Annotated in this window: 9 protein-coding genes; 7 read left to right on the top strand and 2 right to left on the bottom strand. The window is 71.5% G+C overall.

Going from position 1 to position 11,852, the window contains the following annotated elements:
* Positions 1-220: 220 nt before the first annotated feature.
* The gene (locus WMF31_RS01030) at positions 221-1,378 is read left to right on the top strand and encodes a hypothetical protein (protein ID WP_436600161.1); all 1,158 of its coding nucleotides are present in this window, start codon (positions 221-223) and stop codon (positions 1,376-1,378) included.
* Between the two features lie 351 nt (positions 1,379-1,729).
* On the opposite strand, the gene WMF31_RS01025 is transcribed toward WMF31_RS01030, so the two are convergent.
* Positions 1,730-2,116 carry a fucose-binding lectin II gene (locus tag WMF31_RS01025; RefSeq protein WP_436600160.1) on the bottom strand — a complete coding sequence of 129 codons (387 nt, stop codon included), beginning with the start codon at positions 2,114-2,116 and terminating at the stop codon, positions 1,730-1,732.
* 737 nt (positions 2,117-2,853) lie between these two features.
* On the opposite strand from WMF31_RS01025, the gene WMF31_RS01020 reads away from it, so the two are divergent.
* The 3 genes from WMF31_RS01020 to WMF31_RS01010 all read left to right on the top strand — a co-directional run bounded on the left by WMF31_RS01020 (position 2,854) and on the right by WMF31_RS01010 (position 5,964).
* A complete protein-coding gene (locus WMF31_RS01020) occupies positions 2,854-3,549 on the top strand; it encodes a pirin family protein (RefSeq protein ID WP_436600159.1) in 696 nt (231 codons plus the stop codon).
* 103 nt (positions 3,550-3,652) lie between these two features.
* Positions 3,653-4,609 (top strand): LysR family transcriptional regulator, encoded by a 957-nt coding sequence (locus WMF31_RS01015; protein WP_436600158.1) that lies wholly within the window; start codon positions 3,653-3,655, stop codon positions 4,607-4,609.
* A 137-nt stretch (positions 4,610-4,746) separates the two neighbouring features.
* Positions 4,747-5,964, top strand: coding sequence for a serine hydrolase domain-containing protein (locus WMF31_RS01010; RefSeq protein WP_436600157.1), 1,218 nt, complete (start codon positions 4,747-4,749; stop codon positions 5,962-5,964).
* 42 nt (positions 5,965-6,006) lie between these two features.
* Here WMF31_RS01010 and WMF31_RS01005 read toward each other — a convergent pair whose 3' ends face one another.
* The gene (locus tag WMF31_RS01005) at positions 6,007-7,347 is read right to left on the bottom strand and encodes a cytochrome B6 (protein ID WP_436606501.1); all 1,341 of its coding nucleotides are present in this window, start codon (positions 7,345-7,347) and stop codon (positions 6,007-6,009) included.
* Positions 7,348-8,086: 739 nt separating this feature from the next.
* On the opposite strand from WMF31_RS01005, the gene WMF31_RS01000 reads away from it, so the two are divergent.
* From WMF31_RS01000 to WMF31_RS00990, 3 genes are all read left to right on the top strand, one after another.
* Positions 8,087-8,833 carry an ABC transporter ATP-binding protein gene (locus tag WMF31_RS01000; protein ID WP_436600156.1) on the top strand — a complete coding sequence of 249 codons (747 nt, stop codon included), beginning with the start codon at positions 8,087-8,089 and terminating at the stop codon, positions 8,831-8,833.
* Positions 8,834-10,954 (top strand): FtsX-like permease family protein, encoded by a 2,121-nt coding sequence (locus tag WMF31_RS00995; protein ID WP_436600155.1) that lies wholly within the window; start codon positions 8,834-8,836, stop codon positions 10,952-10,954.
* Between the two features lie 176 nt (positions 10,955-11,130).
* On the top strand, positions 11,131-11,661 hold the full coding sequence (locus WMF31_RS00990) for a Uma2 family endonuclease (protein ID WP_436600154.1): 531 nt from the start codon (positions 11,131-11,133) through the stop codon (positions 11,659-11,661).
* The last annotated feature ends 191 nt before the right edge of the window (positions 11,662-11,852 follow it).

Here is an 11,852-nt window from a genome sequence, read left to right as displayed (position 1 = left end):
GCTCGCGGCCTTGCTGTGCCGCGCAGGACACCGGCTCACGGGCTGGAGCCATTGAAAAAATCAACTTTCCTGGATAGTGTGCCGGCGTGGCCGGTTCGGAGGATGCCCAGGCTCGGCAGGAGTACGTCCTGCGAAGGGGGGCCTCAGCCGCGCAGCCTCGCGTGAAACGGGAGAGCGTACGATGAGATCAGTTTTTTCTGTGGCGATGCTTGGGTTGCTGGTGGGTTCGTTTGCCGTGGCGGGTTGTGGCGGCGACGACGACGGGAGCGGCGGGTCCGGCGGGAGCGGCGGGTCCGGCGGGAGCGGCGGGAGCGGCCCGACCACGACGGGGGCCGGCGGCGAGGGCGGTGGCGAGGGCGGCGCCGGCGGCGAGGGCGGTGTCGGCGGCGAGGGCGGCGGCGAGGGCGGCGCCGGCGGCGAGGGTGGTGGCGAGGGCGGTGTCGGCGGCGAGGGCGGCGTCGGCGGCGAGGGCGGCGTCGGCGGCGGCCAGCCGGACATCGGCCCCGGGCCGGACGAGAGCTGCTCCGGTTGCGCCCGGCTGGCCGTGCCTCTCACCGAGGCCGCTACCGGGACGCTGTTCCAGTTCGACTTCGCGGAGCTCGTCGACCTGACCGGCGCCACCGTCACGTTCCGTGTCAAGACGCACGCCGGGACCGGAGGTGGGGTGCAGACGTTCGTACAGAACGGCAATGCGCAGGGCTGGGTGGGCGTCCCCTGGGCGTGGACGGACGTCAGCGACCTGCTCGAGTGGACGGAGCTCACCATCGACGTCGATGCCGCCGCTGCGGAGGCGACGATGTTCGACAAGACGGAGGTGAAGCGCATCGGCCTCAAGATCGACGCTGGTGAGGCGGGGCCCTGGGCCAACCCGACCGTGGTCTACATCGACTCCATCACCGTCACGCGGCCCGGCGGCGAGGGCGGCGAGGGCGGCTCCGGCGGCACTGGCGGCGAGGGCGGCTCCGGCGGCGAGGGCGGCGAGGGCGGCGCCGGCGGCACGAGCGGCGAGGGCGGCTCCGGCGGCACGGCCGGCACCGGCGGCGAGGGCGGCGCCGGCGGCATGAGCGGCGAAGGCGGCGCCGGCGGCATGAGCGGCGAAGGCGGCGCCGGCGGCATGAGCGGCGAAGGCGGCGCCGGCGGCATGAGCGGCGAGGGCGGCGCCGGCGGTATGAGCGGCGAGGGCGGCGCCGGCGGCATGAGCGGCGAGGGCGGCGCCGGCGGCATGAGCGGCGAAGGCGGCGCCGGCGGCGAGGGCGGCGCCGGCGGCGAGGTGATTCATGTGATCGGTCCGTTCGAGTTCACGACCGACCTGCAGGGCTTCCTGCTCGGCGACTACATGACCGTGCCCGGATCGAGGCTGGATTACCTCGGCGAGTGAACCAGGATGGCCTGCGGCGCTCGTTCTCGCGCGACCGCGCGGAGCGAGCGCCCGGTCCTGAGAGCGCCTCTCAAAACCTCCCGTCGCCAGGCGGCCAAGGGCGGGCGCGTCGCGTCGTTGCTCCTCGTCGCGCCCAGGGCGACCAACGGGCTAAAACCGCCTGACAAGTGCAGAAACTCGAGCCGCCAAGGCGCCAATGACGCCAAGAATTGATTTTCTCCTTGGCGTCCTTGGCGCCTTGGCGGTCGAGCGCTCGCTTGTTCAACATCGGTGCTCTGACGCTGCGCTCCCCTCGGCCGCCTGGCTCGGTCCGGTTTTGTTCGGCGCGCTGAATGGGCGAGCACGATCCAGCTACCTGGGCGTGATCCAGCTAAACTCAAGTACGCTATCGTTGTAGTCCTCGTCGTCTCCGTTCTCGGCGACGATCACCAGGAGATTGTAGTTGCCTATCGTGTAAGGACCGCCAAACTTCAGCTGGCGGGACTTGCACCACTCTGCGTTGATGTCCGTCTGGTACTCGAACCTCACTTCCAGCTTCGCCCTCGAGTTGGCGACGATGGTCGACTGGCCCGACATGGCGTTTCGCTCGCCGGAGCCCGCGAAGACACACAGCACCTCGTCGTCGCGAATCACGGTGATCTTCTGAGTGTACCTCGAGTTGGTCGCCACCTTGATGGTCACGGTCACACCATCCGGAAGCTCGTTGATTTCACAGGTGTTGCCGTTCAATTGAGGCATGTGCTCATGCTCCTTCCCATGAATCGCGCCCCCCGGCGGGAGAGTGACCGTCGAGAACCGGGACGGTCTCGCGGCGTCAGAAGATGGCTATCAAACCTGCCGCAAGCGCGCAACGACAAACATCTTGCTGTACTGGAAGCGGTCATGGGCAGACCCATCTGACTCAGCCGGAGCGCGGCGCGCCGGTCCTCGGGCGGGGACGCCGTGAAGGGCGTGCGGCGCGCGCTCGAGCCCGATCGTTCGGCGCCGCGCGCCCACCCCGCAGGCGGTGACGCGGGGGCGGCCCCTTCGATGCAGGCGCCGCTGCGGGCGCCGCCGGACAAGACGCCGAGGTTCGAGGCGGCGCCGCGAGGCGGGGGCGCGCCGCTCGACGGGGCGTTGCCGGGCCTGGCGCAGGGCGAGGGCGCGACGTGCTCGGTGCCCCTCGGGGTCCTGGGCACCGCCGCGGAGCGTGGGCGCGCGCGCCCCGGTCATGCGCCCGGCCGCCTGGCGCGGCCCGGAGAATCCATCTGGTGCGTAGATGGATCCCATGAAAATTATGCCGATTCTATCGATGGGCGAGTGACGCTATCTTCTCCTCGTCGGACACGGAGTCACCGATGTCGAGCAAGCACTGGGCCCGTCGTTCACTGCTCACCAGCCTGGGTATCGGGCTCCCAGCCGCGGCCGTGATGGGCGGCATGACGCGGCGGCGCGGCCTCGCGGACGCGCCTGGCGATCCCCCGAAGGAGCTATCCATGATCATCCGTCGTTCCTCGGAGCGCGGCCACGCCGACCACGGCTGGCTCCGCTCGTTCCACACCTTCTCGTTCGCGGGCTACTACGATCCCGCGCACATGGGCTTCGGCGCCCTGCGGGTGATCAACGAAGATCGGGTCCAGCCCGGCAAGGGCTTCGGCACCCACCCGCACAGGGACATGGAGATCATCTCGTACGTGCTCGACGGCGGCCTGGAGCACCGCGACAGCATGGGCAACGGATCGGTCATCCGGCCCGGTGACGTGCAGCGGATGTCGGCCGGCACCGGCGTGACGCACAGCGAGTTCAACGCCTCGCGCTCCGAGCTCGTGCACTTCCTGCAGATCTGGATCGTCCCCGACCGGCGCGGGATCGCGCCGAGCTACGAGCAGAAGGCGTTCCCCGAGGCCGAGCGGCGAGGCAAGCTGCGGCTGGTCGCGTCCCGCGACGGTCGCGCCGGGTCCGTGCTCGTGCACCAGGACATGAACCTCTACGCCAGCCTGCTCGGCGCGGGCGAGCCAGTCCGCTACGAGGTCCCGGCGGCCAGGCGGGCGTGGATCCACGTGGCCAGGGGCAGCGTGGAGATCGGCGGCGCGCGCCTCGACGCCGGCGACGCGGCCGCCGTGAGCGAGGCAGGCGCGCTGGACATCGTCGGCAAGGACCCGGCCGAGGTGCTCGTGTTCGACCTCGCCTGACGCCGGTCGCGCGGCGGGGCGCGCCCCGCGGGCGCCGCGCTCAGGCCCTGCGCACGCCGCCGCCGCCCCGGCGCGCGCCATCGATCCACGGATATCATGGCGCATGCCCGACGCGATCACGCTGGATCAGCTCCGGACCTTCATCGCCGTGGTCGACGAGGGGAGCTTCTCGGCCGCCGGACGCAGGCTCCGGCGGGTGCAATCGGCGGTGAGCCACGCCATGGCCAACCTGGAGGCGCAGCTCGGCGTTCGCATCTGGGATCGATCCACCAAGATCCCGACGCTCACGCCCGGAGGCAAGGTGCTCCTCGCCAGCGCGCGGCGGATCTGCGCCGACGTCGACGCGCTCCAGGGGGTCGCCGGCGGGCTCGTGGGCGGGCTCGAGGCCAGCGTGTCGCTGGCGCTCGACGCGATCTTGCCCGTCCGCGCGGTCGTCGATGTGTGCCGCGAGTTCGCGCGGGAGTTCCCCACGGTCGAGCTGCGCCTGCACACGGAGACGCTCTCGTCGGTGTCCGCGCTGGTGCTCGACGGCACCTGCCAGATCGGCGTCGTCGGCCCGGCCGCGCACGCGCAGGGGCTCGAGCGCGAATACTTCGCCTCGGTGCAGCTCATCCCCGTGGTCGCGAAGGAGCACCCGCTCGCCGCGCGCGCGGGCCGGATTCCGACGCAGGTCCTGGCCGAGCACGTCAACGTCGTGCTCAGCGAGCGAGGCAGCGAGCGGCAGACGCCGGATCAAGGCGTGCTGTCGCCGCGGACCTGGCGCGTCGCCGATCTCGGCACCAAGCACGCGCTGCTCCTCGGCGGCCTCGGCTGGGGGAACATGCCGGAGCACATGGTCCGCGAGGACATCGCCCGTGGTCGCCTGGTGCGCATCCGACCCGCCGCGTGGAGCGACGACGAGTGGAACCTCTCGCTCAGCGTGGTGCACCGGCCGGCGCTGTCGAAGGGGCCGGCCACGCGCTGGATCCTGCGGCGCCTCCCCGAGCTGTGCGTCCGCGAGACCGGGCTCGGCGCGCCGGGACGCAGGCGGCGGAAGCGCAGCGACGCGCGCGGAGGGTGAGAGGAGCGCGCCGCGAGCGCGCAGGAGAGGTCGTCTGGATCGACGCCTGGCCCATGGGGCGCGCGGGCGCAACTCTGCTCCTCGACGAATTCGAAGATCGCGATGAACGAAACCAGGGCCGGCGGGAACACACGGACATGAGGTTCAACCACCTGTCGATTCCGCTCCTGTACACGACGTCGCTCGCGCTGGGCTGCACGCCCAGCCCTTCCGACGAGAACAGCGCGTCTTCCGATGAGGCCAGCGCGCTCCACGACGAGATGTTTCAAGACGGCCTCGACAAGATCCGCGCAAACGGGATCGTCGCCGTACATGGAGAGGTGCTCGACGGCGACCGCCGGATCCTCGCCCGCAGCGGCACAGCGCAGCGCGACGACGAGCAGCCGGTGGACTTCGACAGTTATTTTCGAATGGGCAGCAACACCAAGACGTTCGTCTCCGTCGTCGTGCTGCAGCTCGTCGGTGAAGGGGCGCTGACGCTGGACGACCCGGTCGACCAGTGGCTGCCCGGCGTCGTGTCGGGCAACGGCAACGATGGTAAGCGGATCACGATCCGCCAGCTCCTGCAGCACACGAGCGGCCTCTACAACTACAGCGGTGAGGTCGAGGAGGGGGATCCGGATCCGCAGCCGAACCTGGACGTGCTTCGCTCGGCCGAGGATTATCTCGAGCATCGGCTCGACCAGGCGACAGCGGAAGAGCTGGTGGCGCTCGCGCTGGAGCACGAGCCGCGGTTCGCGCCGGGGGCGAGGTGGTCCTACTCCAACACGAACTACGTGCTGGCCGGCATGATCATCCAGCGCGTCACCGGAAACCACTGGAGGTCGGAGGTGGAGGCCCGCATCATCGAGCCGCTCGGGCTCGACCACACGTTCGAGCCCGGCGACGAGCCCGAGCTGCCCAGCCCGCACGCCACGGCGTACCAGCAGTTCAAGCCCGGCGAGCCGCTGGTGGACGTCACGATCGCGAACCACACCTGGGCCGACGCCGCCGGCTCCCTCGTCACGACCACCGCGGACCTCGCGCGGTTCTGGCGGGCGCTGAGCGACGGCTCGCTGCTCCAGCCGGAGCAGATGTCAGAGCTGCGAGAGACGCTCCCGGCGCCCGACCTGGATCCCATCGCGCCTGGTGCTGGTTATGGCCTCGGCATCATGTGGATCCCGACGAGCTGCGGAGGAGGGTACTGGAGCCACGGCGGGGACACGCTCGGGTACTCGACCCGGAACGCGGTGAACGACGACGGCTCCCGCGTCGCCGTGCTCTCGCTGTCGACCGCGCACGCCGATGAAGAGGTCGCGTTCGCCACGATCAAGGACAGCTTTCAGCTCCTCGACCAGATCATGTGCGCCGACTGACCGCACACCTCGCGCCGAGACTGGAACGTTGTCACCGAAGTACTAGAGAGCCCGCATGAAGGCCGTGAGATCGGACTTCTCCTGGGCGGTCAGCTTCAGGCCGAGCACGAGGTTGAAGAACTCCACCGTGTCCTCCAGCGTGAGCAGGCGGCCGTCGTGCAGGTAGGGCGGGCTGTCCTTGATGCCCCGGAGCGGGAACGTCTTGATGGGGCCGTCCGCGGTGGCCATCCGGCCGTTGACGAGCACGGGCTCGTGGAAGCGCTCCGTCTGCAGGTTGTGCATCAGGTTGTCCGTGTAGTACGGCGCCGGGTGGCACGAGCCGCACCGGGCCTTGCCGTGGAACACCTGCTCGCCGCGGAGCTCCTCCGGCGTGGCCTTCGCGGGGTCGAGGCGCCCCTCCACGTCGAGCTTCGGCGCCGGCGGGAAGTCGAGGATCGCCTGGAACTCGGACATCATGTGGGTCTGATGCCCGCGGTCCAGGAGGTTGATCCCCTTCTTCACGGCGATGACGGGGTCCCCGTCGAAGTACGCCGCTCGCTGCTCGAACTCGGTGAAATCCTCGACGGTCTTGAGCGCGCGCTGCGAGCCGAAGAGGCGCTGGACGTTCACGCCGCGCAAGGTCGGGGTGTCGATCCGGTGACGGAACTCCTGCGGGCGGATGTCGCCCACGAGGTGGGTCGCGTTGTTCGTGTGCCCGTTCGCGTGGCAATCGAGGCAGGCCACGCCGAGGCTCGGCCGCTCCGAGCGCCGGTCCGCCGTCGCGTTGAACTGCATCTGCGGGAACGGCGTGACGAGCAGCCGCAGCCCCTCGAGCTGCTTCGGGTTCAGGATGCCGTTGAAGAGCTCGTAATAGTTGTCGATCGTCACGAGCTGCCCCCTGGAGACGTCGCCCAGGTCAGGCCGCGTGGTGAGATAGATCGGCGGAGGGAACTCGGAGAGGAGGTGGTCCGGCAGGTCGAAGTCCAGATCGAAGCGCGTGAGATCCCGCCCGGTCTGGCGCTTCAGCTCGTCGATATGGAACTGCGGGAAGACCATTCCGCCCTCCGGGTGGTTCGGGTGCGGCAGCGGCAGGAAGCCCTTCGGCCAGAGCCCCTGCGCCCGGATGGCCTCGGGCGTGAGCGCGGCCAGCGCCTCCCAGGTGGTCCCCTTCGGGAGCTTCACCCGGACGCCGGCCTGGATGGGCTTGCCGCGCGACATGGTGACCCCGCGCGCAGGGCGGTTCGCGAGGTCGTACCGCTGCTCGAGCAGGGCCCGGTGGCGCTTCATCACGGCGGGCTTCTCGGCCTTCATCCGCGCCATGATCGTGGCGAACGGCTCCGTGTCGAACACCGGCAGGTAGCTCGTGCGCGGCGCCTCGGGCCCGGGCGGAGGGTTCGCGTTCATGGGCGCCCGCGGGCCCGCCGGCGCGAGGACGTCGCCGGCGGCCGGCGGCGACTCGCGCGGGGCGGCCGGCGTCCCGGGCTCCGGGACCGGCGCCGAGGCGCAATGCACGAGGCCGAGCGAGAGCGCCGCGGTGCACGCGACGACGCACGAGACATCCATTCTCTTGATGGGCATACAGGCGGCTCCTTCACGAGGGTCACGTGGACAGGGGACGGCCGCCCGGAAGCCGCTGCTCTCCGGCAGCTCCAGCTCCCGTCCGGTCGACGCAACATGCCGGTTCGCCGAGCGCACGAGCCAGGCGCCGTATCGCTCGATCATCAGGCGATTCCCGTGCCAGACGTGCCCAACCCTCCTCTTCACAGCCGCGCAGCGGAGAAGGGCGAGTTCTGCGGGAGAGCTCTCCTCCTTTGCTGCATGGGCAGAGAACACGAACGCCGGCGTCCGCCCGCGCCTGGATCCGGGCGCGCGGCTCGATTGCAACCTCCGGCGCCGCGAGGCGAACTGCCACACTCCGTGGCATCCGTCCTCGGCAGGGCGGGCTCGCGCGCGGCGGCCGGGACGAAAGGAGGGCGGCGCGGGCGCGCCCCTTCGCGCGCGCCGCCCGCGCGCGCGACGGGGCCGCAGGGCGCCGCGTGGGCGGCGAGGACGCGGCGGCGAGCCCGCTCACACGCCCTGGGGCCGGCCGTCGATCGTGCTGAAGGTGTCGCAGAGATCCTGTAGACAGACCTGACACCCTACCGTGAGCTCCGACCAGCCCGTCCTCCGCGTCCGCAGCCTCCACAAGTCCCACGCGCTCGGCGCCACGCCCATCGAGGTCCTGCGCGGCGTCGATCTCGACGTCCACGCCGGCGAGATGTGCGCGATCATGGGCCCTTCCGGCGTCGGGAAGAGCACGCTGCTCTCGTGCGTCGCGGGCCTCGACTCCCCCGATCGCGGCGAGATCCACGTCCTCGGCGAGGACATGGCGGCGCTCGACGAGCACGGCCGGACGCTCCTGCGCCGCCGCCGCATCGGCATCGTCTATCAGTTCTTCAACCTCGTCCCGACCCTCACCGGCTACGAGAACATCGTCCTGCCGTACCTCATCGACGGCGCCCCGCCGGACCACGACGCCGCCTCGCGCATGCTCGACCGCGTCGGCATGCGCGCCCGCGCCGAGCACCTGCCGTCGCAGATGTCCGGCGGCGAGATGCAGCTCATCTCCATCGCCCGCGCCCTCGTCCGACGCCCCGCGCTCGTGCTCGCCGACGAGCCGACCGGCAACGTCAACGTGGCGACCGGCCGCCGCATCATGGCCCTGCTGGCCGACGCCCTCGCCGAGGCGGGCAGCGCGATGCTCCTCGTCACGCACAACGCCGAGGACGCCGCCCGCGCCCACCGCGTCGTCTTCATGCGCGACGGCCTGCTCCTGCACGACGCCTCGCTCGCGGGGCCGGCGGTCACGTCGGCCGCCGTCCACGACCGGCTGAAGGAGCTCGGGATCTGAATGCTGCTCCTCCTCCGCGCCCTCTTCCAGCCGCTCGTCCGCCTGCTCGCCCTGCGCAACCTGCGCGCCGACCGCTTCGGCGCGCTCGCCGCGGTGCTCGGCGTCGCGCTCGGCACGGCCACGGTCAACGTCGTCCTCATCCTCGACGTGGGCACGCGCGCGGTCGAGGCGAAGAGCGCGATCACCAACCCCGATCTCCCCGTCTTCACCGAGCAAACCATCTCGCTGCGCGGCTTCCGCCCCGACGGCCAGCCCATCGCCGCGGCCGACGCGCAGGAGGAGACGCACGAGGACTACGAGATCATGCGGTCGGCGATCCGCCTCGGCTCGCTCTCGGCGTTCCTGGTCGGCGCGCTCATCGTCTTCTTCACCTTCAACGTGGCCGTCGAGCGCCGCCGCCGCGAGATCGCCCTGTTGCGCAGCGCCGGCGCGCTGCCGCCGCAGGTCGCGGCCGTGTTCGTGCTCGAGGCGCTCTTGCTCGGCGTGACCGGCGCGGCGCTCGGCCTGTTCGGGTCGATCCCGCTCGCGTACCTCGCGGCCAAGGGGGGCATCACGACCACCGGGCGCGCCTACATCCCGCTCTACGCCATCCGCCTGCCGTGGAGCGCGATGCTGCTCGTCAGCGCGACCGGCGCCTTCACCGCGCTGCTCGGCGTGCTGCGCCCGGTGCGCGACGCGCTCCGCCTCGACGTCTCCCGCGCCCTGCGGCCGCGGTTCCTCGAGGGCGGGGCGGAGCAGCGGCGCCGCATGCGCGGGGTCACGCTGCTCGCGCTGCCGTTCATGGTGCTCGTCTACGGCCTGCTCCGGCCGTTCTTCCGGGAGTCGGTGCCGCTGCTCGCCTTCTTCGTCCTGGAGGCGGGCCTCGCGTGCGCGGCGTTCCTCGCCGCCATCGTCTTCGTGCCCGACGTCGTCGCGCGCCTCGGCGCGCTCGCGGTCCGGCTCGCGCCGCGCCGCTGGGCGGCCGAGCGCCTCCTGCTGCAGCGGCGCGTGGAGCACAGCGGCCACGAGCTCGCCTGGAGCGTCGGCGGGGTGATGATGGTCTTCGCCCTCCTGCTCGCGCTGCACATCGCCACGGCGGCCCTGAAGCAGGAGGTCACGGACTGGGCCGACCGCGCCCTCGCGCCGTACGCGTTCCTGTACCCCGACGAGCCTCTGGGCCACGCCGAGCGCCTGCTCCCGGACGTGCCGGAGCGGCTCGTGGCGGCGCGATTCTCGAGCCGCACCCCGTGGCCGAACGTCGCGCTCGCGGTCCCGGCCGACGAGCTCCGCGCGCTCGCCGAGGCGACCGGCCGCGCCGAGACGATCGCGCTGAGCCGCCGCTTCGGGCCCGGCAAGGCGATCGTGTCGACGATGATGGCGCGCCGCTTCGGCGTCGGGGCCGGCGACCTGCTCGAGGTGAGCGGCCGCGCGGGCGCGCGGCGGCTCGAGGTGGTGGGGGTGAGCGACGACATCGGCTACGTCCACGCGGCGGGCGCGTACCGCAACCTGCGCACGTATGCGGTCATCGAGGCGGCGGACTTCCCGCTCATCTCGCCGTACGCGACCGCGATCGGCCACACGATCGCGCTGGCCGATCCGGTGACGGGCGCGGCGGTGGCGCGGGGCGGCGCGGAGACGCCGCCGTGGGACGAGCTGCTCGCCGGCGTGCCGCGCGTGCGCGACGTGCGGATGCAGACGGGGGTCGAGATCGCGTGGATCCGCAGGAAGGCGACGGGGCGAGATTTCGTGATCTTCGACATGATCCTCGCCTTCACGACGGTGCTGGCGGCGATCGGCGTGACGAACCAGATGGTGCTGGCGCTGCACGCGCGGCGCCGGGAGCTCGCGCTGCAGCGGGTGCTGGGGATGACGGCGGGGCAGGTCCGGCGGATGGTGCTGATGGAGGGCGCGCTCGTGGGCGTGCTGGGCGGCGCGCTGGCGGTGGCGCTGGGGGTGCCGCTGGGCTCGGCGGCGCTCGGGGCGCTGCGCACGGTGTCGAGCTTCGAGGTCGAGTTCCGCATCCCGCCGGAGTACGGGCTGCTGACGGCGCTCGGCGCGACGGCGGTGGCGCTGCTCGCGTCGCTGTACCCGGCGCGCAACGTGCGGCGGAGCAACACGGCGGAGTCGGTGCAGTACGAGTAGGGGCGGCGGGGCGGGGCGGGCGTCCGCGGCGGGAAACGCTGCTGCGGGCCACGCGCGAGCGCGGCGGGAATCGCTGCGGGCGGGCCCCGGGGGTGCGGTCGGGAGCAGCGGCACGGCCGCGTGATAGGCTTGGCCCGATGACAGGGACGGCCGAACGGGGGCGTCCGACGAGGCGCATGACCTTCGAGGAGGCGGCCGAGCTCGACCTCGATGAGCAGCCTGGCGAGATCGTCGATGGGGAGTGGGTTCCGGCGACGAGGAGCTCGTGGCGTCGTGGCGAGATCACGTCGGCGACCAACTTCCTCTTGAAGCTCTACGCGCGGGAGCACGGGGGCTGGAGCGTGTCCGTGGCAGATCCCGCCGTGAAGCTTGGCCGCAATCCCGACCGGCTGCGGGGGCCCGACGTCGCGATGGTCCGAGCGGAGAGGGCGCCGAAGGGAAAGGGCGTCGAGGGGTGGCTCGATGGCGCCCCGGATGTGGCGGTCGAGGTCGTGGGAGACAGCCAGTCCATCTCGGAGATGGCGAAGAATGCGCTCGACTACCTCGGCGCCGGGGCCAAGATGGTGTGGATCGTCGACGCCGAGCCCCGGCGCGTCGTGCTGTTCACGCCGCCGGACCGCGTGACGATCCTCGGGCCCGACGACACGCTCGACGGCGGCGATGTGCTCCCAGGCTTCCGCTGCAGGGTCGCCGAGATGTTCACGTGATGCCACGGCCGGCGCAGCGGCCGTCGAGGCCTGGCTGCTGTGTCCTGGGTTCGCCGTGATACAACACCGGATCCCAGCACAAGGCGCTGATTCGATGCCAGGAGGATCTCAGGGAGATATCCTCACGGCTCTTGCTGATGGGCGCTCTCCGTGTGCTGAGGTCAGAGCGCGGGGCCATACGAGGGGGGCAC

It is taken from the genome of Sorangium sp. So ce1036 (assembly GCF_051369805.1).
Classification (GTDB): domain Bacteria; phylum Myxococcota_A; class Polyangia; order Polyangiales; family Polyangiaceae; genus Sorangium; species Sorangium cellulosum_F.
The sequence above is the reverse complement of the archived record's forward strand: the minus strand, read 5'-3'. Positions and strand labels throughout refer to the sequence as shown.